This window comes from Micromonospora sp. LOL_021 (assembly GCF_048060215.1).
Taxonomy (GTDB): domain Bacteria; phylum Actinomycetota; class Actinomycetes; order Mycobacteriales; family Micromonosporaceae; genus Micromonospora_E.
In genome coordinates this window covers 26473-47637 of sequence record NZ_JBHMIN010000045.1, presented here as the reverse complement: position 1 = coordinate 47637, position 21165 = coordinate 26473, and the positions used below count along the sequence as shown (strand labels likewise).

The following is a 21165-nucleotide window of genomic DNA, read 5'->3' as shown; positions in this document are numbered from 1 at the left end:
GGCCCGACCGGACCAGCAGGTGACAGGGCCCGGCCCGGCGGGCGACGGACACCCGCCGTCGGCCGGGACCCGTCACCGTGCGCCGCTGGCCAGCACGAAGATGACGGCGATCCAGACGGCGGCCAGGGTGAACCCCAGCGGTGCGACGTAACGGTTCATCGAGGGTGGACTCCGGCGACGGGCCGGCCACCTGTGGATGAGGGTGACCGGCGGGCGGGCTGACGGGCGACACGGGCAGATCGCACGGGCGCACCGGGAGCCGCGCCGACCTCAGCGCGCTCGACCGGTGGCCCGGCGACGACTAGGAGGATCGCTATCTCGCACAGCGATCACCTCCACAGGTCGTCCGGCCGTTAAACCGGGCAAGAGCGTACACCCGGGCCGGCGGGTCGGCACAATCCGCAGCAACGTGATCAGCGCGACGGCGAGAACCGGCAGGTAGACGGCCCGGTCGACCAGCCACCCGGGATGCTCCGGCGCGGTGTGTACCCCGGCGACCGCGGTACCGCCGGCAAGCCACAGCGCGGCGACCGTCAGCCCGACGAGTACCGGCTGGTGCCACAGGTAGACGCCGAGCGCGTGCCGGTTCACCGCCGCGACCACCGACCACCACCGGACGGTGGTGTCGATCCGCCCTCGCAGCCACCGGACCGCCAGTGCGGCCGCACCGACCTGCGCGGCCACCAACGCCAGCGTCGCCAGCGACGGCGGGTTCAGGTTCGACCGGATCTGCCCCGGTACGCCGACCGCGCTGGCCGGATACCCACCGACGACGGTCAGCACGGTCAGCACCGCCACGCCGCCGACCAGCAGACCCACCGCGCAGCGTGCCGGCGGTGGACCGTACTCGGTTATCAGCAGCCCGGCGAGGAACGGCATCAGCCAGGCGGCGAACACGGCGAGCACCGGCGGCAGGTGCCCGACGTCGGCGGCGGTGACCACGGTGAGTGTCGCCGTCACCAGCGGCGTCACGATCACCAGCGTCCGTTCCGGACCCTGCCGGAGACCGCGCAGCAGCGGTCCGCTGACCGCCCGCAGGACCAGCAGCACCACGAGGAACCACAACGGACTGACCGTGAGCGTCGCGACGGTCACCAGGCTGCCGGTCGGCGCACCGGCGAGGTAGCCGACCGCCAGCGCCACCGTCAGACCCCCGGCCAGGCCGGTCAGCGGTCCGCGAAGCCCTCGGATGCCACCGGGCGTCCGGAGCCCACCAGGGCGGGCCCCGGCCCGGCCGGCCGGGTTGCTGCTGCTGCGCGCGGCGGCGAACCCGGCGGCGAAGAACAGCAGGCCGAGGGTCTGCGCCAGCCAGGTCAGCGGGCTCAGCCACGACATATCGGTCAGCGGGCTGGCGGTCTGCAGCACCCCGTCGTCGGTCAGTACCACGGCGGTGACCCACCAGTGGCCGGCGACGACGCCGACGACGGCGAGCGCCCGGATCAGGTCGACGACCGGCTCCCGCTGTGACGTCGCCGCCGGCTCCGTCTGCGGCCCGTTCACCGTGGTCTGCGGCCCGTTCACCGGGCCACCGCCATCGCCTGCGTGACGGAACCAGCCGGGCCACCGGCGACCAGGTCGGCGAGCGCGTCCAGGGTGCCGCTGCCCGGCAGCAGGTAGCCGTCGTGTCCGGCGACGCCGTCGGTGGGCAGCGGCCGGGCGCCGAACGACGGCGTCGCCGGTGCCGTGCCGTGGCCGAACCCGGCCAGCCGTACCGCCGGCACCCGCCGGATCCAGTCGTCGGCGGCGGTGGCCTGCCAGACCCGGGCCGAGGTGCCCAGATCGTCGACGTGCGGCGCACCCATCCCGGGCGCGCCGAGCGCGACCAGGTCGGTGACGCAGCCGTCGAGCCGCGCCGCGGCCAGCCCGGCGACGAGCGCGCCGTAGCTGTGCCCGACGACCACGACGGAGGCGGCCGGGCGCCGCCGGCACAGGTCGGCGACGAAATCGACCAGCGCGGCCGCGCCGTCCTCGGCCCGGTCCCAGCGCAGCGCGGCCGGTCCGAACCCCTCCGGCGGGTCGTAGCCGAGCCAGGCCACCACGGCGGTACGCGGTTCGCGGCGGTGCGCCGCCCCGTACAGCACCCGGGCCTGCACCGCCGGGGCGCGGTGGGTGACCCCGTCGAGGCCACGGTCGAAGGTGGCCAGCGTGTTGTCCGTACCGGGCACCAGCACCGCGATCCGGCGGCTGGTCGCCAGGTCGCCAACCACTTCGACGGCGGTGCCGTCGCCGCTGGTGTCGAAGGCCAGGAACCGCCGGCCAGTGGTGTCCGGCCACGGTTCGTCGGGCCCGGTCGGCGCGGTGCCCAGGGTGACGCCGCACAACGTCGCGAGGACGATCAGTCGGATACGCATACCGGTGAGCCTGCGGTGGCGACGGGTCGCGCCGCGTCGTGCCGTAGAGCCAGAACCGGCGTGCTACCGGGGAGCTATTCGCCGGCGGTGACCAGACCGGACTCGTACGCGACGACCACCGCCTGTGCCCGGTCGCGGACTGCGAGTTTGCTGAGGATCCGTCCGACGTGGGTCTTGACGGTCTGCTCGGCCACGACCAGGTCGGCGGCGATCTCGCCGTTGGACCGGCCCCGGGCGATCAACCGCAGCACCTCGGTCTCCCGGTCGGTCAGTGAGGTCAGCGACACCGGTCGGGGACGGTGCTGCCCGGGGCGGGTCGCGAACTCGGCGATCAGCCGGCGGGTGACCGACGGTGACAACAGTCCGTCCCCGGCGGCCACCACCCGTACCGCGTTGACCAGGTCGGCCGCCGGCGCGTCCTTGAGCAGGAACCCGCTGGCCCCGGCGCGCAGCGCCTCGTAGACGTAGTCGTCGAGGTCGAACGTGGTGAGGATGAGCACCCGGGGCGGTTCGTCGCGGGACCGTCCGTCGAGCAGTTGCCGGGTGGCGGCGAGCCCGTCCAGCACCGGCATCCGTACGTCCATCAGCACCACGTCGGGGTCGAGCCGGCGGGCCGCGCTGACCGCGTCGGCACCGTTGGCGGCGTCACCGACCACCACCAGGTCCGGTTGGGCGCCGAGCAGCGCACCGAAACCCTGCCGGACCATCGCCTGGTCGTCGGCGATCAGCACTTTGATCATTTTGTCCTTCGGTCGTCGTCGGGCACGCTACCCGGCCGGCCGATGTCCGGGCCGGCGTCGCGGGCCGCGTCGGTGCGGGCGTCGGTGTCGGTCGTCCGGTACGGCAACCCGGCGGTGACCACGAAACCGGACCTGCCGTCCGGGCCGGCCGCGAAGCTTCCGCCGAGTAGCTCGGCCCGTTCCCGCATGCCGACGACGCCGTGGCCGCCGATGGACCGTTCCGCACCGGCGGCCAGCGTGGCCGGCCCGTTGCCGACCCGGATCATCAGCTGGTCGGCTCCGGCGCGTAGCTCCACCCGTACCGCCGCGCCCGGTGCGTGCCGGCCGGCGTTGGCCAGCGCCTCCTGCACGATCCGGAACGCCGCCAGCCCGACCGGTCCGGCCACCGCGACCCGGTCGAGTCGCGGGTCCGCCACCAGCTCGGCGTCGAGGCCGGCCCGGCGGGTTGCCTCCACCATCGTGGCGATGTCACCCAGCCCGGGTTGCGGTGCGCGGTGCGCCTGTTCGGTCTCACTGCGCAGCACCCCGAGCAGCCGGCGCATGTCGCCCAGCGCCGAGCGGGCGGCACCGGCGATCGCGGTGAACTCGTCACGGGTCGGCTCGGTCATTGCGGTCAGCCGGTACGGCGCGGTCTCCGCCTGGACGGCGATCATCGACATGTGGTGGGCGACGACGTCGTGCATCTCGCGGGCGATCCGGGCGCGTTCCTCCAGCACAGCCCGCCGCTGCTGCTCCTGCTGGGTGACGACGGTCTGGCTGGCGAGGGCATGCTGGCTGACGCGTCGCCGGCGCACCTGGTCCATCGCCGCGACGACCACCGCCAGGACGGCGAGCAGCCAGAGGCCGGGGTTCGGGGCGACGAACACCAGCACGGGCACTGCCGTGACGGCTCCCGCCGCCGCCGAGACGGCTAGCTCGGCCCGGCCGGCGAGCATCGCCAGCACGAACAGCAGCGCCAGGACCTGGAACAGGCTCCACGGTTCCGGGCCGGGGTAGAGGTGCCAGACGGCGCCGAAGAACAGCAGGAGGATCGAGATCCGCCAGGCCCACAGTGGCCGGTGATAGGCGAGTGCCGCCGGTGCGACGGTGACGAAGCCGAGGATCAGCCCGACCGGCGCGGGCAGCAGGCCGGTGCCCTGCTGGTCGAAGGCGGCGACGACGCTGACGACGAGGAACAGGGCGAACGCCAGCCACCAGCCGACGGCACGCCTGCGGCTGTCCGTCGGCAGGGCCGGTGGCGGCGGGAAGTCCGGCCCGACGACCAGGTGCCGCAGCGCCTGCCGCACCTGCTGGACCGTCCCGCCGTTCACCACTGTGAGGCTACGACCGGACCGACCTGGTGTCATGACACCACAGGGGTAGTACCCCCGGGTTACTGCTTACCCGGCGGTAGCACCTAGTCTCCAAGGCCGGATCATCGACGACGAGGGGGGAACGTGGCCCGCACCGTACTGGTCACCGGCGGTAACCGGGGCATCGGCCTGGCGATCGCGCAGACGTTCGCGAAGCAGGGCGACCGAGTCGCGGTCACCTACCGGTCCGGCTTCGACGAGCAGGCCGGCCTGTTCGGCGTACGCTGCGACGTCACCGACGCCGACTCGGTCGACCAGGCCTTCGGCGCGGTCGAAGCCGAGCTCGGGCCGGTCGAGGTGCTGGTCGCCAACGCCGGCGTCACCGACGACACGCTGCTGCTGCGAATGTCCGAGGAGCAGTTCACCTCGGTGCTGGACACCAACCTGACCGGTGCGTACCGCTGCGCCAAGCGCGCTTCGACGAAGATGCTGCGGGCCCGCTGGGGCCGGCTGATCTTCATCTCGTCGGTGGTCGGCCTGCTCGGCTCGCCCGGTCAGGTCAACTACGCGGCGAGCAAGGCCGGCCTGGTCGGCATGGCCCGGTCGATCACCCGCGAACTCGGCGGACGCAACATCACCGCCAACGTCGTCGCCCCCGGCTACGTGGAGACCGACATGACGGCGGCGCTGCCCGAGGAGCGCAAGGCTGAGTACCGCAAGGCCATCCCGGCGGGCCGGTTCGCCACCGCCGACGAAGTGGCCGCCGCGGTGACGTGGCTCGCCGGCGACTCCGCCGGTTACATCTGCGGGGCGGTCATTCCCGTCGACGGCGGCCTCGGCATGGGGCACTGACCTCGCGCCGTACCGACCGCGATACCGCACCGACCCGACCTGGCTACCGAACACCGAACGGAGAAACCTGTGTCCGCACTGCTGGCCGGTAAGCGGCTGCTCGTCACCGGCGTCATCACCGACCAGTCGATCGCTTTCTCGGTGGCGAAGCTCGCCCAGGAGAACGGCGCCACCGTGGTGCTCACCGGGTTCGGCCGGATGTCGCTGGTGGAGCGGATCGCCAAGCGGCTGCCGGCCGAGGCGCCGGTGATCGAGCTCGACGTGACCAACCCGGAGCACCTGGCCGGCCTGGCCGACAAGGTCGGCGGACACGTCGACGGCCTCGACGGGGTGGTGCACTCGATCGGGTTCGCCCCGCAGAGCTGCCTCGGTGGCGGGTTCCTCGACGCACCCTGGGACGACGTGGCCACCGCGCTGCACATCTCCACCTTCTCGTACAAGTCGCTGGCGATGGCGGCGCTGCCGCTGATGCGTCCCGGCGGCGCGGTCGTCGGGCTGACCTTCGACGCCACTTTGGCCTGGCCGGTCTACGACTGGATGGGGGTCGCCAAGGCCGGTCTGGAGTCCGCGTCCCGCTACCTGGCGCTGCACCTGGGACCGAAGGGCATCCGCAGCAACCTGGTCTCCGCCGGCCCGCTGCGTACCATGGCGGCCAAGTCGATCCCCGGCTTCGAGGCCTTCGAGCAGGCCTGGACCGAGCGGGCGCCGCTGGGCTGGCAGTTGACCGATCAGGAGCCGGCGGCGCGGGCCTGCCTGGCGCTGCTGTCGGACTGGTTCCCGGCGACCACCGGTGAGATCGTGCACGTCGACGGCGGCTTCCACGCCATCGGCGCCTGATCTTCGGGATGCGCCGCCGCTGGGTCCGGCCCGACCAGGAACAATAGGGCCCATGGCGTACGACGCACTGGTTCTGCTGTCGTTCGGCGGCCCGGAAGGTCCGCAGGACGTGCTGCCCTTCCTGCGCAACGTGACCCGGGGCCGCAACGTGCCGCCGGAACGGCTGGCCGAGGTCGCCGAGCATTACCAGCACTTCGGCGGCGTGTCGCCGATCAACCAGCAGTGCCGGGAGTTGCTGGCCGCGATCCGCGCCGACTTCGCCGCCCACGGGCTCGACCTGCCGGTCTACTGGGGCAACCGCAACTGGCATCCGATGCTGGCCGACACGGTGGCCCGGATGCGCGACGACGGGGTCCGCCGCGCCCTCGCCTTCGCCACCAGCGCCTACGGCGGCTACTCGTCGTGCCGGCAGTACCAGGAGGACATCGCGGCGGCGCGGGCCGCGGTCGGCCCCGACGCCCCGGTGATCGACAAGCTGCGGCAGTTCCACGACCATCCCGGATTCGTCGGCCCGCACGTCGAAGCGGTCCGGGCCGCGCTGGGCACCATCGACCCGGCGCTGCGTCGGCGTACCCGGCTGGTGTTCACCGCCCATTCGGTCCCGACCAGCGCGGCGGCCGCCGCCGGCCCGGAGGGCGGGCGTTACCAGGCCCAGCTGGCCGAGACCGCCCGGCTGGTCGCCGCCGACGCCGCCCCGGAGCTGCCGTACGACCTGGTCTGGCAGAGCCGGTCCGGGCCGCCGCAGGTGCCCTGGCTGGAGCCGGACGTCAACGACCACCTGCGTGAACTCGCCGGTCAGGGGGTCGACGCGGTGGTGGTCAGCCCGATCGGCTTCGTCTCCGACCACCTCGAAGTGGTCTGGGACCTGGACACCGAGGCGGCGGCGACCGCCAAGGAGCTTGGTCTGGCGTACGCCCGGGCGGCCAGCCCCGGCACCCACCCGGCCTTCGTGTCGATGGTCCGGGACCTGGTGTCGGAGCGGCTGCGCCCGGACGGCGCCCTCACCCGGGCGCGGCTCGGTACGCTGCCGGTCTGGGACACCTGCCCGGTGAACTGCTGCATTGCCTCTTCCACCCCCCGGAGATCCCCGTGACCGACCGTAAGCCCGTCGAGAGTTGGCTGACCGACATGGACGGTGTGCTGGTGCACGAGGGCCAACCGGTCCCCGGGGCGCCGGAGTTCATCAACCGGCTGCGCTCCTCCGGCAAACCCTTCCTGGTGCTGACCAACAACTCCATCTACACCCCCCGCGACCTGCAGGCCCGGCTCACCCGGATGGGTTTCGACGTGCCGGAGCAGGCAATCTGGACGGCGGCGCTGGCCACCGCGCAGTTTCTCGCCGACCAGCGGCCGGGCGGCACCGCGTACGTCATCGGTGAGGCCGGGCTGACCACGGCGATGCACGCGGTCGGCTACATCCTGTCCGACTACGCCCCGGACTACGTGGTGCTGGGGGAGACCCGCACCTACAGCTTCGAGGCGATCACCAAGGCGGTCCGGCTGATCAACGGCGGTGCCCGGTTCATCTGCACCAACCCGGACCCGACCGGGCCGTCGACCGAGGGCGCGCTGCCGGCGGCCGGCTCGGTCGCGGCGATGATCTCGAAGGCGACCGGGGTGGAGCCGTACTTCGTCGGCAAGCCGAACCCGATGATGATGCGTTCGGCGTTGAACACGATCGACGCGCATTCGGAGAGCACCGCGATGATCGGTGACCGGATGGACACCGACGTGCTCTGCGGACTGGAGGCGGGGCTGCAGACGATCCTGGTGCTCACCGGGATCAGCAGCCGTACCGACATCGACCGCTACCCGTACCGGCCGTCGCGGGTGGTCCCGTCGGTGGCCGACCTGATCGACGAGATCTGACGCCACCGCACCGTCAAGGACTGCGAACGGGAGTCAGGGCCGCAGCGGGGCGTTGCAGGCGGCGACCAGCGCCCGTCGGCAGGCGGTGGTCAGCGGCCGCAGCGCGGCGTCGCGCTGCTGGGCCTCGTAGCCGTTGACGGCGCCGCCGGGGGCGACGTGCTCGGCGAGCGCCAGCACCTGGTCCAGCACACTGGCCCGGGCGAACAGCCGGCGGGCCCGCGGATCGAAACCGGGCGGCAGGTCCATCCCGCCGTCCGGGCGGCGCAGCGCGGCCAACGCCCCGGCCAGCTCCGGCCGCCAGTGAGCGACGTCCAGACGGGTCAGCGCCGTGGTCGTCTCGGCCAGCGCGGTGGACAACTCGGCCTCGGCTTCGGCGGCGCTCGGCCCGGCGTGCCCGGCGGCGGGCAGCTCCTGCGGCAGCGGGTAGATCCGCCACAGCACCGTCTCGAAGGTGACCCCGGACCCGGACGTGTGCGAGCGTACTTCGGGGATGACGCCCAGCCCGCGCGCCACCACCGCCTCGCCGGCCAGCAGCGCGGCACCGGTGAACTCACCCGGACCGGGCAGGCCACGCGGGTCGCCGGGGGCCGGCAACGCCAGCCGGATCTCGTCCGGCGGCAGCTTCGCGAAGCAGGACAGCGCGTCGCGTAACGGCAGGTCGGTCCAGGCACCGGGTGCGTCGGCGACCAGATGCTCCTCGTCGCCGGCTATCTCGTCGGCTATCTCGTCGTACGGCACCAGGCCGGCGCGCCACGCGCGCACCCAGGCCACGAACCGGCTGGAGCGGCGCGTCGCGAGGGTCGCCGCGCCTGCTGCGGGGGACATGCACGCTAGGGTACGTGCCGCGCTGCCGGTTGTCTCGACACCAGGCGGCAGGTCACCGTCGGGGGGTGTCCGGTCGGCGCGTCGGCGGGCCACCGCCGGCCGGTGCGGTTAGCCTGCGCGACGTGGGCGGTGACCGGCGGTACGGCGACGACGTGTTGGCGGGCAACTGGCGCCGCCGTCGGGTGGTGCCGGAGGTCGACGCCGAGCCGGACCTCGTGGTGGAGGACGCCGACTCCGGTTTCTGCGGCGCGGTCGTCGGCTTCGAGTCCGGCGCGGTGACGCTGGAGGACCGGCACGGCCGCCGGCGGCACTTCCCGCTGGTCCCGGCCGGTTTCCTGCTCGACGGCCAGCCGGTGACGCTGCGCCGGCCGCCCCGGCTACCGGCGCCGCAGCAGCGGCAGCGCACCGCCTCCGGTTCGGTCGCGGTCGACCACCGGCCGGCCCGGGTCGCCCAGGCCAGCCGGATCTGGGTGGAGGGGGTGCACGACGCCGCGCTCATCGAGCGAATCTGGGGCGACGACCTGCGGGTCGAGGGCGTCGTCGTCGAACCGTTGGACGGCATCGACGACCTGGCCGCCGCGGTGGCCGGTTTCGCGCCCGGCCCGCAACGCCGGCTCGGCGTGCTGGTCGACCACCTGGTCCCCGGGTCCAAGGAGAGCCGGGTCGTCGCCGGGATCACCTCGCCGTACGTGCTGGTCACCGGACATCCGTATGTGGACGTGTGGCAGGCGGTCAGACCGGACCGGATCGGGTTGCGGCAGTGGCCCCGGATCCCGCCCGGACAGCCGTGGAAGGAAGGCGTCTGCGCGGCGGTCGGCGTGGCCGATCCGGCACAGCTGTGGCGTCGTATCCTGTCCAGTGTGCACAGTTACCAGGACGTGGAGACGCCGCTGATCAACGCGATGGAGCGGCTGATCGACTTCGTCACCGTACCGTCGCAGTGAGCCGGCGGCCGCGCAGCCGAGGTCGTCCGGTCAGCCGAGGTCGTCCGGGTCACGGGTGAGGACGAAGGTGGCCAGGTCCAGCGCCGTCGGGATGCCGCTCGGTCCACGCCGTACGGTGAGGATCTCGCCCTGCTGGGCGCCGCTGCGGCCCCGCCAGCGGTCCGCACCCGCCGCGACGAACCGCGACGTCACCGGCCGCACCGGCCCGAGCAGGGTGAGGACCAGCTCGGCGGCGTCGGCGTCCCAGGAGACCTGCATCTCCCGTCCCATCCACCACCACCGCCCGCAGATGGCGTCGATCTCCGGCGGCGGCAGGGTGCCCGGCCGCCACGGACGCGGCGCGGCCGGTTCCCGGTCGAGCACCCCGGCCAGCACCCGCAACCCCAGCTCACGGATGGTGCCCCGGGCGAAGCCGTACGAGTTGGCGAAAGTGACCACGCCGGTGCCGGTGGCGCGGTGTACGGCGAGCAGCGCGACGTAGCCGGGCATCGAACCGCCGTGCCCGGCGAAGACCCGCTCCCCGACCCGGTACAGCTCGGGGCCGAGCCCGTGGCCGCCGGTCCACCGCTGCGGGTCGTTGATCGCCACCGGTAGGCACATCTCCGCCATCGTGTCGGGGTCCAGCACCGCCGGGTCCGGGTCGGCGAGGAACGCCGCCCACCGGCTCAGGTCGGCGACGGTGGACCAGAGCTGCCCGGCGGGGGCCATCGCTCCGGTGTCGGTACGCGGCTCCTCCCGCAACGTGCCGTGCCACGGGTGCACCACGTAGCCGGCGGCGTACGGGGCGGTGGGGTGGTAGGTGGTGCGGGTCATGCCGAGCGGGCCGAGGAGGTCGGTGGCGACCAGTTCGGCCCACGGCGTGCCGGTGATCCGCTGCAGGGCGGCGCCGAGCAGCCCGTACGCCAGGTTCGAGTAGTGGTACGTGCGGTGCGGCGGGAAGGCCACCTTCTCCGGTTTGAGCCCGGCCAGCAGGGTGGCGACGTCGGTGCCGGTCATACGTTCCCACCAGCCGTCGCTGTCCGGTTCGCGTTGCAGCCCGGCGGCGTGGCCGAGGAGCTGACGCAGGGTGGTCCGCTCGAACGGGACGTCGGGCAGGTGGTCGCGAAGCCGGTCGTCGAGGTCGAGCCGGCCGGCGTCGCGCAGCCGCAGTACCAGGGTGGCGGTGAAGGTCTTGGTGATCGAGCCGATCCGGTACTGCAGGTCGGGGTGGGGTGTCGGGTGGTCACCGGCGGACGCGACGTGCTCCAGCCGACGGTCCCGGAGCACGCCGAGGACGACGGAGGGCACCCGGCCGTACGACTGGGTCTCGGCGACCGTGGTGTCGATCATGCTGATGGTGTCGGGGGACAGGGGTGCGGACACGCGTACATGCTCCTTGCTCGTGACTCAGGTGGGCAGGATGGTGACTCAGGGTGGATGGGTTGGGCTCGGTGCGGCGATAGCTGCCCGATTTGTCGGTCCCCGGGTCGCCGGTGGTGCGCCTACGTGTCACGATCGGTGTGTGGAACCCGTCCTGTGGATCGTATTGGGCGTCGTGCTGGCGGTCGCGGAATTGTTCACCGCGACGCTGTTCCTCGTCATGTTCGCCGCCGGCGCGTTCGCCGCGGCGATCGCCGCCGCCCTCGGCGCCCCGGTCGCCGCCCAGGCACTGGTCTTCGCCGCCGTCTCGGCACTGACCGTGGTCGCCGTCCGGCCGGTCATTCAGCGGCACCGGCAGTCCGCGCTCAGCGCGGGCGAAGAGCCGTTCGGTGTACAGGCGATCGAGGGCGCGTCGGCGCTGGTGCTGGAGCGGGTGGACGCCGACGGTGGCCAGGTCAAGATCGATGGCGAGTTGTGGAGCGCCCGCTCATACGACGGCACCCAGGTCTTCGCCCCCGGCGAACGGGTACAGGTGATCCAGGTCAAGGGCGTCACCGCGCTGGTCTGGCGGGACGACCTCACCGGCGGCGGACCGGCATGAACACCCCGAGCCGGTATCAACATCCCGAGCCGAGAAGGTGAACGACGATGGACTTAGTGATCGCGGTGCTGGTCGGGGCGGTCGCCCTGATCACGGTGATAACCCTCATTCGGGCGGTGCGAATCGTTCCGCAGCAGCGGATGGACCTGGTCGAACGGCTCGGCCGGTACCAGCGCACCCTGACTCCCGGTCTCAACCTGCTCGTCCCGTTCGTCGACACCGTACGGGCCAAGGTCGACATGCGGGAACAGGTGGTCAGCTTTCCGCCCCAACCGGTGATCACCTCGGACAACCTGGTGGTGTCGATCGACACCGTCCTCTACTTCAAGGTCGTCGACCCCCGGGCCGCCACCTACGAGATCGCCAACTTCCTGCAGGCGATCGAGCAGCTCACCGTCACCACGCTGCGCAACGTCATCGGCTCGCTCGACCTGGAGCGCGCGCTGACCAGCCGTGAGGAGATCAACCAGCACCTGTCCGGCGTGCTGGACGAGACCACCGGCCGGTGGGGCATCAAGGTGACCCGGGTGGAGATCAAGGCGATCGAGCCGCCGCCGAGCATCCGCGACTCGATGGAGAAGCAGATGCGCGCCGAGCGGGACCGCCGCGCCGCGATCCTCACCGCCGAGGGGCACAAGCAGTCGCAGATCCTCGGCGCCGAGGGCGAGAAGCAGGCTGCGGTGCTGCGCGCCGACGGTGACCGGCAGGCTCGGATCCTGCAGGCCGAAGGCCAGGCGAAGGCCATCCGGACCGTCTTCGACGCAATCCACCAGGCCAACCCGAGCCAGAAGGTGCTCGCCTACCAGTACCTGCAGGCGCTGCCGCAGATCGCCAACGGCCAGTCCAACAAGATGTGGATCGTCCCGGCCGAGATGACCAAGGCCCTCGAAGGTCTGGGCGGGGCGCTCGGCGGGCTCAGCCAGATGGTCGGCGACGCGCCGTCGCAGCAGGTCGACTCCAGCGCCGTGGAGCGGGAGGCGGCCGAGGCGGCCGAGGCCGCCGCCGCCGAGGCGCAGCGGGTCAACGACGAGGTGCGGGCCGCCGAGCAGGTCACCAGCGGCGGTACGGCGACCGGTGGCGCCAAGGCCCGGCCGGCCGGGCTGCCCGCACCCGAGCCGGTGCCCGCCTCCGAGCTGCTCGGCGAGCTGAACTCCGAGCAGCAACGCCCGCAGGCCGAACGCAGCTGATCCACGGCCGGCACCGAACCGGTCCCGGCCGTGGATCAGCTGACCCGACCGGTGGAAATCCGAGGAACCCGCGCGTACCGCCGCCGTCGGCTGTCACGATCGGTCGGTCAGTGAGCACAGCCGACGGGGCCCGGTGCGGCCCCGCAGCGCGGGGAGGCGACACCGTGACGCGTGCCGTCAGGAACACCCGGCCCCGGACCACCGCGTCCAACGCCGGCCGGTCCGGCCCGGTACGGGTGGTCTCCCGCAGCGACGCCGGGGTCGCCGTGGTGGCCGCCGCCGCACCGGAGAACACCCCGGCCGGCCCGGCCACCAACGCCGCCTGGGCGTGGTCGATCCGCCGATTCAGCCGGGTCGCCATCTGGACGTTGCCGCTGTACGCGATCGCCTTCGGGATCGGCAGCCTGAGCGGGCTGCGCGGCGGCGGCCCGGCACCCGACCTGGTCGACGGCCGGCCGGCGTACCTGGTCTCCTGGGTGATCGCCAGCTGGCTGGGGCTGGTCGCGCTGGTGGCGGTCGCCGGGATCCACGCCGCCGCCCGCAGCCGGGGCACCGCCGTTTCGGCGCTGCTGGTCGGCCTGGCCGGTACGGCGCTGACGGTGCCGTTCGTCGGGCTGCCCGACGGCACGACCATCTACGGTACGTCGGCCCGGTCGATCGCCCTGGTCGGCGCCGCACTGTACAGCTTCGGCTGGCTGCTCGCCGGTGCCGCGGTACTGCGTTCGGAGCTGTTCAACCGGCTCGACGGCTGGCTGCTGATCGTCGCGTCCCCGCTGCTCGGTCTCGTCGGGCTGCTCTCCGGTCCGCTGCAGACCGTCGGCGCGGTTCTCACCCTGACCGCCGGGATCGGTCTGGCCTGGTCCGCCGGCCGGATGGTGCCCAGCGTGCACGGGCCGTCGAGCGGCCACTAGGCCGGGTCGTCGCGGCACAGCTCCCAGAAGGCGACCGCCGCCGCCGTCGCTACGTTGAGCGAGTCGACGCCACGCCGCATCGGCACCGCCACCCGTACGTCGGCGGCCTGGACCGCTGCGGTGCTCAGCCCCGGCCCTTCGGCGCCGAGCAGCAGCGCCGGCCGGGCCCGGGCGGTGGTGTCCAGCCGCTGCACCGGCACCGCGTCCGGGGCCGGGGTCATCGCGAGCAGCCGGAACCCGGCGGTACGGACGGTGGCCAACGCCGCCGGCCAGGCCGCCGCCCGGGCGTACGGCACCGCGAAAACCTCGCCCATGCTGACCCGCACCGACCGCCGGTACAGCGGATCCGCGCAGGTGGGGGAGAGGACCACGGCGTCCATGCCGAGCGCCGCCGCGCTGCGGAACAGGGCACCCACATTGGTGTGTGTGTTGATCCCTTCGCAGACGACCAGCCGGCGGGCCCGGTCGAGCACCTCGTCCAGGGTCGGCAGGGCCCGGCGGTGGAACGAGGCGAGCACCCCTCGGTGCACGTGGAATCCGGTGATCGACTCCAGCACCGCCGGGGTCGCCGCGTAGACCGTCGCGTCCGGCGGCAGGTCGGCGAGCTGGTCGACCCGTTTGGCGTCGACCAGCACCGACCGTAGCCGGTAGCCGGCCCGCAGGGCCCGCCCGATGACCAGCTCGCCCTCGGCGATGAACAGGCCGTTCGGTGGCTCCCACCGGGTCCGCAGCTCGACATCGGTCAGCGCCCGGTAGTCGGCGATCCGCTCGTCGTCCGGGTCCATGATCTCCGTTGTTGGCACACCGGGCATTGTGCCGGTCGCCCCGGTAACGTTCTGCGGGTGTTCCCGACCGTCCGTGAGGTGCTGGCGCTCGACCCGGTGCGGCACGGCGGACCCCGGGTGGTCGCCGCCGAGGAGGGCCTGGACCGGCCGGTCCGCTGGGTGCATGTCACCGAGGTGCCGGACATCGCCAGCCTGCTGCGCGGCGGTGAGCTGGTGCTGACCACCGGGATCGGGCTGCCCGCCGACGACGCCGGCGTGCGGGCCTTCATCGCCGACCTGGCCGAGGTCGGCGTCTCCGGCCTGGTGGTGGAGCTCGGCCGCCGCTACCACGGCGGGGTGCCGAAGGTGATGGCCGCGGCCGCGCACCGGCGCGGGCTGCCGCTGGTGGAGCTGCGCCGGGAAACCCCGTTCGTGCTGATCACCGAGGCGGTGCACGCCCTGATCGTGGACGCCCAGCTGGCCGAGCTGCGGGCGACCGAGGAGATCCACCAGCGGTTCACCGAGCTGTCCGTGGAGGGCGCGGAGACCACCGAGGTGGTACGCCAGGCGGCCGAGCTGGCCGGCGCCCCGGTGGTGCTGGAAAACCTGTCCCGTCGGGTGCTGGCGTACCACACCGTCGGGGAGAACCCCCGGCTGCTGCTGGACGGCTGGGAGCAGCATTCGCGCCGGATCCAGCCGACCGGGCGTACCGCGTACCACGCGGACACCGGTTGGCTGGTGACCATGGTCGGCGCCCGCGGCCAGGACTGGGGTCGGCTGCTGCTGCGCTGCCCGGCTGCCGGTCTCAGCGGGTCAGGCGGTCCGCCGTTGCGGTGGTCGATCCTGCTCGAACGGGCCGCGTCGACCCTGGCGTTGGGCCGGCTGATCCGCCGCGACGCCGAAGGGCTGGAGCGCCAGATCCACCGGACGCTGCTGACCGCGCTGCTGGACGGGTCGCAGCCGGTCGACGAGGTGGCGATGCGGGCCCGGGCGCTCGGTGTCGGTCTGGACCGTCGACATCTGGTCGGCGTGGCGGTCCGGTTCCGCGACGCTGGTTCCGACACCGAGTCCGGTGCGGCCGGCGGGGCCGGGTCGGCTGTCGCGGTGCCGGCGGCGGACAGCGCCGAGGCGGTCCAGGCCCGGCTGCGCGACCTCGCCGAGACGGTCGGGCTTGCGTTGCGGGAAGCCGGGCTGACCGGCCTGGCCAGCCCGTTGGACGAGTACGCGGTCGGCGTACTGCTGGCGGTCCGCGACGCCTCGGCGGCGGACCCGGCGCTGGACGATCTGCTGGCCGCGCTGCACCGGTTGCGCCGGTCCGAGCCGGTGCCGGTGGTGGTCGCCGCCGGCAGCGGGGTGGACAGCGTCCGGGAGGCCCGGCGGACGCTGGTTGAGGCGCGCCAGGTGGCCGAGGCCGGCCGTCGGGACCGCCGCGCCGATCAGGTGCTGCGGCTGCCGGACGTCGGGCTGGCCGGGCTGCTGCACCTGCTGCGGGAGGAACCCCGGTTGCAGGTGTTCGTCGAGCGTGAGCTGGGCGCGCTGCTGACGTACGAGGCCCGTCATCCCCGGGAGCGGATGCTGGCCACGCTGCGGGCGTACCTGGAGCACGGCCGCAACAAGTCGGCGGCGGCCGCGGCGGTGCACCTGTCCCGGCCGGCGTTCTACGAGCGGCTGACCCGGCTGGGGCGGATTCTCGGCGTCGACCTGGACTCGGTGCAGGCGTGCCTGTCGCTGCACGTCGCGGTGCTGGCGCTGGACGAGGTACGGGCCCGCCCACCCGCCTGATCCAGACGTCGACTCTGATCCAGACGTCGACGGCGCCGTGTCAGGCCAGGGAGAGGAACAGCTTCTCCATCTGCTCCAGGTTGGCCTTGCGCTCGGTGGCGTCGGCGTCGGGGCCCATGCACTGTTCGAGCCCGCTGGCGATGACCTTGAAGCCGGCCCGGTCGAGTGCCCGGGAGACGGCAGCGAGCTGGGTGACCACCTCGGCGCAGTCCCGGCCGGACTCCAGCATCGCGATGATGCCGCGGATCTGGCCTTCGGCCCGCCGTAGCCGCTTGACCACGTCCGCCGTGGTGTTCTCCTCGACCTGCATGGCGAGTTCCTCCTGGTCCGGGGTCTCCCGCTGGCGCTTCGGGCCTGCCCAGCTGGGTTTACACGATACACCCGGGGGTATCACTTGCAGATGTCCGTTCATTCGAACATACTGGGTCCGTAAATACCCCCAGGGGTATACGCGAGAGCGGAGGAGCACCCGTGGAACTCATCTCATTCCGTACCCCCGGCCTCGGCGACCAGTCCTACCTGCTGGTCCACGAGGGCAAGGGGGTGCTCGTCGACCCGCAGCGCGACATCGACCGGTTCCTCGACGCCGCCGCCGAACGCGACGTCGACCTGCGGTTCGTCCTGGAGACCCACCTGCACAACGACTACGTCTCCGGCGGGCCGCAGCTCGCCCGACGGACCGGCGCCGAGCTGGTCCTGCCGGCCGGCGCGGCACCGACCTACCGGCACACCCCCGCCTTCCACCTCGAGGACATCAAGGCCGACAACCTCACCCTGCGCCCCGTCCACACCCCCGGTCACACCCCGGAACACACCAGCTACCTGGTGCTGATCGACGGTGAGCCGGTCGCCGTCTTCTCCGGCGGCAGCCTGCTCGTCGCCTCCGCTGGCCGACCCGACCTGCTCGGCCCCGACCGGGCCCGCACCCTGGCCCGGCTGCAGCACGGCTCGCTGCACCGCCTCGCCGGTCTGCCCCGGGCCGTCGAGCTCTACCCGACCCACGGTGAAGGCTCGTTCTGCACCGCCACCGGCGCCGGCCGGTTCACCTCCACCATCGGCGACGAGGTCGACACCAACCCGCTGCTCGGCATCGGCGACCCGGAGACGTTCGCCGACCGGCTGCTCGCCGAGCCGATGCCGATCCCGGCCTTCTACCAGTACATGGGCCCGACCAATCTGCGTGGCGGCGAGCCGATGCCGGCCGTCGAGATCCCGGAGATCACCGCCGGCGACCTGCCGACCACCGACGACACCCAGCTGCTGGACATCCGGCCCCAGCCCGCCCAGGCCGCCGGCCTGCTGCCCGGCTCCGTCGGCATCGAGCTCACCGACGACTTCGGCAGCTGGGCCGGCTGGCTGCTGCCGTACGGCGCACCCGTCGTGCTGATCGCCGAACCCGGCCAGGACGTCACCGAAGCCGTCGTCCAGCTGGCCCGCATCGGGCTCGACACCGTCCAGGGCGTCCACCGACCGGCCCCCACCGACCAGCTCGGCCCCGGCTACGAACTGCTCGACCTGGACAGCTTCCGGCAGCGGCTGGCCCAGCCCGACGCGCAGCTGCTCGACGTACGGATGCCGAGCGAGCGGGCACAGGTCAGCTGGCCGGGCGCGGTTGAACGCTTCCTCGCCGACCTGGTCACCGACGGCATCCCCGCTGCACTCGACCCGCAGCGGCCGGTCCTGGTCGCCTGCGGCAGCGGCCGGCGGGCTGCCATCGCCGCCAGCCTGCTGGTCCGCGCCGGCCACCGGCCTGCCGTGCTCAGCGGGGCCGGCGTCGCCGACCTGGCCACCAGATCCTGACCACCACCGCACGACCCCTGACCACCATCGCACGGAGGAACGACATGCCCCCCACCACCGACCCGAGCATCCAGGTGCCCGCCGCCCGCGCCCTGCTGGCCGACAACCCCGACACCCTGGTCGTCGACGTGCGCACCCCGGCCGAGTTCGAGACCGCCCACATCGACGGGGCGATCAACCTGCCGCTGGACCAGGTCGACGCGCACCTCAACCGGATCGTCGCCGACGCCGGTGGGCGGATCCTGCTGATCTGCCAGTCCGGCAACCGGGCCAACCAGGCCTGCGCGAAACTCGCCGGCGCCGGCCTGACCGGCGCGACCGTACTCGACGGCGGGATGAACGCCTGGATCTCCGCCGGCGCCCCGGTAAACCGGGGCCGGCAACGCTGGAGCCTGGAACGTCAGGTGCGGCTGGTCGCCGGCGCGATCGTGCTGGTCTCGGTGCTGGCCAGCATCTGGTACCCGCCGGCCCGGTACGTCGCCGGCGTTATCGGAGCCGGGCTGACCTTCGCGGCGCTCACCAACACCTGCGCCATGGGCATGCTGCTGGCCCGGCTGCCGTACAACCAAGGGGCCGGGTGTGACGTCGACGCCTCGCTGACCCGGATCAGCCGGGCCGGCGCGGCGAGATGAGCACCACCGCGTACCCCCGCCAGGAGCGCACCGGCCCGGCGCGGGTCCTGCCCATCCTCGGTTGGCGGCGCGGCTACGACCGGCAAGTGCTGCGCCACGACCTGATCGCCGGCCTCACCGTCGCGGTGATGCTGGTGCCGCAGAGCATGGCGTACGCCGCCCTCGCCGGCATGCCACCGGTCACCGGCCTGTACGCAGCGATCGTGCCGGTGCTGGTGTACGCCCTGCTCGGCACCTCCGGCTCGCTCGCCGTCGGCCCGGTGGCGATCACCGCGCTGATGACCGCCACCGCGCTCGCCCCCCTCGCCGCCGGCGACCCCGGTCGGTACGCCGCCCTCGCCGGCCTGCTCGCCGGACTGGTCGGTGCCATCCAGATCCTGATGGGGGTGCTGCGCCTCGGCGCTCTGGTGAACTTCCTGTCCCACTCGGTGCTGTCCGGGTTCACCTCGGCCGCCGCGCTCGTCATCGCCGCCAGCCAGGTCAAGGACCTGCTCGGGATGCGCGTCGAGCGGGCCGAGAACCTGCCCGGCATCCTGGCCAGCCTGTGGCAGGGCGTCGCCACGATCCATCCGCTGACCGTGGCGGTCGCCGCGGCCAGCATCGCCGGGCTGGTCCTGCTGCGCCGGTACGCCCCGAAGGTGCCGGCGGCGCTGCTGGTCGTCGCCGCCGTCACCACGGTCAGCGCCGTGCTGGCCCTCGGCAACCGGGGCGTACCCATCCTGCGGGACGTGCCGAGCGGGCTGCCCACCCCGGACCTGCCGGCGCTCGCCCTGGCCGACCTGCGGTCCCTGCTGCCGGCCGCGATCGCCATAGCCCTGGTCGCCTACATGGAGGGCATCGCGGTGGCCAAGTCGCTGGCCGCCCGGTCCCGCCAGCACGTCGACCCGAACGCCGAACTGGTCGCGGTCGGGGCGGCGAACGCCGCCGCGGGCGCCTTCCACGCCTTCCCGGTCGCTGGCGGGTTCTCCCGCAGCGCGGTCAACTTCTCCGCTGGAGCCCGTACCCCGGTCGCGTCGGTGGTCACCGCCGTCGTGGTGGGGCTGACCGCGCTGCTGCTCACCCCGGCCTTCCACCATCTGCCCAAGGCGGTACTCGGGGCGATCGTCGTGGTCGCCGTACTCGGCCTGGTCGACTACCGGGGCGCCTGGACGGCCTGGCGTCTTCGTCGGGTCGACGGGCTGACTCTGGCGCTGACCTTCGCGGTCACCCTGGTCGCCGGGGTGGAGCCGGGCCTGGCCGCCGGGGTGGTGTTCAGCCTCGCGGTGTTCCTGCGCCGGTCCGCCCGTCCGCACACCGCCGAACTGGGCCGGGTGCCCGGCACCGCCACCTTCCGCAACGTGGCCCGTTACCAGGGCCTGGTCACCGATCCGCAGGTGGTGGTGCTACGCATCGACGGGCCGCTGTACTTCGCCAACGCGCAGTACCTCGCCGACCGGCTGCTGACCCTGGCCGAGGCCCGCGAAGCGCTACGGGCGGTGGTGGTCGACGCCAGCGCGATCGGCGACGCCGACGCCGACGGCGCGCACGCCCTGGCCCAGGCCAGGGATCGGCTGGCCAGCCGGGGAGTCGCACTGCACCTGGCCACGGTCCGAGGACCGGTGCGCGACCTGCTCACCCGTTCCGGCCTGTGGCCGACGATGCGGGAAGCCGCCCAACTGCATCCGGAGGTGGCCGGCGCGGTCGACGCCGCCACCGGCGAAGGTGGGGCGACCGGCGGCGACGGGACCGCGGACACTGGCTCAACGCCCCGCCTGCCGCAGGAGGTGTACTGACCTGCCAGACCTTCGCCGTGGTGACCTGCACCGACGGTCGGATTCACGGACCGGTCGGGCCGTGGGTCCGCGACCGGCTCGGCGTCGACCACCTCGACCTGCCGGGCACGCAGACTGCGCCGGCAACCCGGCCAGCGAGGCCGAGCACCACGATTAGCTGCGTCGGGCCGCCGACCGCCACATGTAGGGGGTACCGCCGGCAAACGATGCGATCGGCCTTCAGCGCCCGCTCCGTAGGGCGTATTCAGCCGGTACGCGTGTCCGTAGGCCGTTGGCAAGCGTGATCAGCGGCAGGGACGCTCTCGCCAGCTGTAGTACGTGGTCCGTTGGCCCCAGAGCTCATCCGTGGGGGTGCCGTCACAAACTCCGTAGAGCCACCGACCGACCTCATTGGTGCGGCCGAAGTCCGAGTAGTACGTGAGATCGATGAGCGAGCCGATCGGCGGGGCCGGGATGTAGGCCTGCGCCGGTGCGGCGGCGACGAGACTGGTGGAGACGGCCAGCACCATGACGACAACAGCGTTCCGGATGAACCTGATCATGCCCGGTCCCTTCTGGAGCAATGCTCGGCTGTCGTTGAGGATAAAGAAGAAGAGCGTGGATCGGCAGCCGTCCGCGAAATGCGACATCCTTTTATGTTCCGGGAG

At 72.9% G+C, this 21165-nt stretch carries 21 protein-coding genes; 12 read left to right on the top strand and 9 right to left on the bottom strand.

Going from position 1 to position 21165, the window contains the following annotated elements; translation table 11 throughout:
- Positions 1 to 270: 270 nt before the first annotated feature.
- The 4 genes from ACFHWT_RS24150 to ACFHWT_RS24135 form a co-directional block, all read right to left on the bottom strand.
- On the bottom strand, positions 271 to 1521 hold the full coding sequence (locus tag ACFHWT_RS24150) for an acyltransferase family protein (RefSeq protein ID WP_416596973.1): 1251 nt from the start codon (positions 1519 to 1521) through the stop codon (positions 271 to 273).
- A complete protein-coding gene (locus ACFHWT_RS24145) occupies positions 1518 to 2351 on the bottom strand; it encodes an alpha/beta hydrolase (RefSeq protein ID WP_416596972.1) in 834 nt (277 codons plus the stop codon). Before ACFHWT_RS24145 ends, ACFHWT_RS24150 begins: the two co-directional genes overlap by 4 nt.
- Positions 2352 to 2425: 74 nt before the next feature.
- Positions 2426 to 3091 (bottom strand): response regulator, encoded by a 666-nt coding sequence (locus ACFHWT_RS24140; RefSeq protein ID WP_416596971.1) that lies wholly within the window; start codon positions 3089 to 3091, stop codon positions 2426 to 2428.
- Entirely contained in the window at positions 3088 to 4401 is a 1314-nt protein-coding gene (locus tag ACFHWT_RS24135; protein ID WP_416596970.1) for a sensor histidine kinase, read from the bottom strand. Before ACFHWT_RS24135 ends, ACFHWT_RS24140 begins: the two co-directional genes overlap by 4 nt.
- A 126-nt stretch (positions 4402 to 4527) precedes the next feature.
- On the opposite strand from ACFHWT_RS24135, the gene fabG reads away from it, so the two are divergent.
- The 4 genes from fabG to ACFHWT_RS24115 all read left to right on the top strand — a co-directional run bounded on the left by fabG (position 4528) and on the right by ACFHWT_RS24115 (position 7941).
- The gene (gene fabG / locus ACFHWT_RS24130) at positions 4528 to 5235 is read left to right on the top strand and encodes a 3-oxoacyl-ACP reductase FabG (RefSeq protein ID WP_282231208.1); all 708 of its coding nucleotides are present in this window, start codon (positions 4528 to 4530) and stop codon (positions 5233 to 5235) included.
- Between the two features lie 69 nt (positions 5236 to 5304).
- On the top strand, positions 5305 to 6072 hold the full coding sequence (gene fabI / locus ACFHWT_RS24125) for an enoyl-ACP reductase FabI (protein ID WP_278169843.1): 768 nt from the start codon (positions 5305 to 5307) through the stop codon (positions 6070 to 6072).
- Positions 6073 to 6124: 52 nt separating this feature from the next.
- Positions 6125 to 7165: a ferrochelatase gene (locus tag ACFHWT_RS24120; RefSeq protein WP_416596969.1), complete on the top strand. Its 1041-nt coding sequence runs from the start codon at positions 6125 to 6127 to the stop codon at positions 7163 to 7165.
- Positions 7105 to 7941: an HAD-IIA family hydrolase gene (locus tag ACFHWT_RS24115; protein WP_416596981.1), complete on the top strand. Its 837-nt coding sequence runs from the start codon at positions 7105 to 7107 to the stop codon at positions 7939 to 7941. The genes ACFHWT_RS24120 and ACFHWT_RS24115 overlap by 61 nt, the downstream gene beginning before the upstream one ends.
- Before the next feature lie 33 nt (positions 7942 to 7974).
- Here ACFHWT_RS24115 and ACFHWT_RS24110 read toward each other — a convergent pair whose 3' ends face one another.
- The gene (locus ACFHWT_RS24110; RefSeq protein WP_123602363.1) at positions 7975 to 8766 is read right to left on the bottom strand and encodes a hypothetical protein; all 792 of its coding nucleotides are present in this window, start codon (positions 8764 to 8766) and stop codon (positions 7975 to 7977) included.
- A 122-nt stretch (positions 8767 to 8888) separates the two neighbouring features.
- Between ACFHWT_RS24110 and ACFHWT_RS24105 the strand changes: the two genes are divergently transcribed.
- On the top strand, positions 8889 to 9710 hold the full coding sequence (locus ACFHWT_RS24105) for a DUF3097 domain-containing protein (RefSeq protein ID WP_416596980.1): 822 nt from the start codon (positions 8889 to 8891) through the stop codon (positions 9708 to 9710).
- A gap of 30 nt (positions 9711 to 9740) precedes the next feature.
- On the opposite strand, the gene ACFHWT_RS24100 is transcribed toward ACFHWT_RS24105, so the two are convergent.
- A complete protein-coding gene (locus ACFHWT_RS24100; protein WP_416596979.1) occupies positions 9741 to 11039 on the bottom strand; it encodes a serine hydrolase domain-containing protein in 1299 nt (432 codons plus the stop codon).
- 172 nt (positions 11040 to 11211) lie between these two features.
- Between ACFHWT_RS24100 and ACFHWT_RS24095 the strand changes: the two genes are divergently transcribed.
- The 3 genes from ACFHWT_RS24095 (at position 11212) to ACFHWT_RS24085 (ending at position 13768) form a co-directional block, all read left to right on the top strand.
- Positions 11212 to 11670, top strand: coding sequence for an NfeD family protein (locus ACFHWT_RS24095; protein WP_416596968.1), 459 nt, complete (start codon positions 11212 to 11214; stop codon positions 11668 to 11670).
- Between the two features lie 47 nt (positions 11671 to 11717).
- A complete protein-coding gene (locus tag ACFHWT_RS24090; RefSeq protein ID WP_416596967.1) occupies positions 11718 to 12857 on the top strand; it encodes an SPFH domain-containing protein in 1140 nt (379 codons plus the stop codon).
- 164 nt (positions 12858 to 13021) lie between these two features.
- Positions 13022 to 13768 (top strand): hypothetical protein, encoded by a 747-nt coding sequence (locus ACFHWT_RS24085; protein WP_416596966.1) that lies wholly within the window; start codon positions 13022 to 13024, stop codon positions 13766 to 13768.
- Here ACFHWT_RS24085 and ACFHWT_RS24080 read toward each other — a convergent pair.
- Positions 13765 to 14571: a TrmH family RNA methyltransferase gene (locus ACFHWT_RS24080; RefSeq protein WP_416596965.1), complete on the bottom strand. Its 807-nt coding sequence runs from the start codon at positions 14569 to 14571 to the stop codon at positions 13765 to 13767. The genes ACFHWT_RS24085 and ACFHWT_RS24080 overlap by 4 nt on opposite strands.
- Positions 14572 to 14610: 39 nt before the next feature.
- Here ACFHWT_RS24080 and ACFHWT_RS24075 point away from each other — a divergent pair, with 39 nt between their 5' ends.
- A complete protein-coding gene (locus ACFHWT_RS24075) occupies positions 14611 to 16314 on the top strand; it encodes a PucR family transcriptional regulator (RefSeq protein ID WP_416596964.1) in 1704 nt (567 codons plus the stop codon).
- A 40-nt stretch (positions 16315 to 16354) separates the two neighbouring features.
- On the opposite strand, the gene ACFHWT_RS24070 is transcribed toward ACFHWT_RS24075, so the two are convergent.
- Positions 16355 to 16624 carry a metal-sensitive transcriptional regulator gene (locus ACFHWT_RS24070; RefSeq protein ID WP_416596963.1) on the bottom strand — a complete coding sequence of 90 codons (270 nt, stop codon included), beginning with the start codon at positions 16622 to 16624 and terminating at the stop codon, positions 16355 to 16357.
- A gap of 161 nt (positions 16625 to 16785) precedes the next feature.
- Between ACFHWT_RS24070 and ACFHWT_RS24065 the strand changes: the two genes are divergently transcribed.
- From ACFHWT_RS24065 to ACFHWT_RS24055, 3 genes are read left to right on the top strand one after another with little or no spacing between them, the layout of a single operon-like run.
- Entirely contained in the window at positions 16786 to 18114 is a 1329-nt protein-coding gene (locus tag ACFHWT_RS24065; RefSeq protein ID WP_416596962.1) for an MBL fold metallo-hydrolase, read from the top strand.
- Positions 18115 to 18158: 44 nt separating this feature from the next.
- Positions 18159 to 18746, top strand: coding sequence for a rhodanese-like domain-containing protein (locus ACFHWT_RS24060; protein WP_416596961.1), 588 nt, complete (start codon positions 18159 to 18161; stop codon positions 18744 to 18746).
- Complete coding sequence (locus tag ACFHWT_RS24055; RefSeq protein WP_416596960.1) at positions 18743 to 20518, top strand: SulP family inorganic anion transporter; 1776 nt, start codon at positions 18743 to 18745, stop codon at positions 20516 to 20518. Before ACFHWT_RS24060 ends, ACFHWT_RS24055 begins: the two co-directional genes overlap by 4 nt.
- A gap of 284 nt (positions 20519 to 20802) precedes the next feature.
- Here ACFHWT_RS24055 and ACFHWT_RS24050 read toward each other — a convergent pair whose 3' ends face one another.
- The gene (locus ACFHWT_RS24050) at positions 20803 to 21060 is read right to left on the bottom strand and encodes a DUF6289 family protein (protein WP_416596959.1); all 258 of its coding nucleotides are present in this window, start codon (positions 21058 to 21060) and stop codon (positions 20803 to 20805) included.
- Positions 21061 to 21165: the final 105 nt, after the last annotated feature.

Coding starts and splice junctions, on each gene's coding strand:
- ACFHWT_RS24140 (WP_416596971.1), bottom strand. CDS start 3,091: ATGATCAAAGTGCTGATCGCCGACGACCAGGCGATGGTCCGGCAGGGT.
- ACFHWT_RS24050 (WP_416596959.1), bottom strand. CDS start 21,060: ATGATCAGGTTCATCCGGAACGCTGTTGTCGTCATGGTGCTGGCCGTC.
- ACFHWT_RS24055 (WP_416596960.1), top strand. CDS start 18,743: ATGAGCACCACCGCGTACCCCCGCCAGGAGCGCACCGGCCCGGCGCGG.
- ACFHWT_RS24100 (WP_416596979.1), bottom strand. CDS start 11,039: ATGATCGACACCACGGTCGCCGAGACCCAGTCGTACGGCCGGGTGCCC.
- ACFHWT_RS24090 (WP_416596967.1), top strand. CDS start 11,718: ATGGACTTAGTGATCGCGGTGCTGGTCGGGGCGGTCGCCCTGATCACG.
- ACFHWT_RS24110 (WP_123602363.1), bottom strand. CDS start 8,766: ATGTCCCCCGCAGCAGGCGCGGCGACCCTCGCGACGCGCCGCTCCAGC.
- ACFHWT_RS24060 (WP_416596961.1), top strand. CDS start 18,159: ATGCCCCCCACCACCGACCCGAGCATCCAGGTGCCCGCCGCCCGCGCC.
- ACFHWT_RS24070 (WP_416596963.1), bottom strand. CDS start 16,624: ATGCAGGTCGAGGAGAACACCACGGCGGACGTGGTCAAGCGGCTACGG.
- ACFHWT_RS24120 (WP_416596969.1), top strand. CDS start 6,125: ATGGCGTACGACGCACTGGTTCTGCTGTCGTTCGGCGGCCCGGAAGGT.
- ACFHWT_RS24145 (WP_416596972.1), bottom strand. CDS start 2,351: ATGCGTATCCGACTGATCGTCCTCGCGACGTTGTGCGGCGTCACCCTG.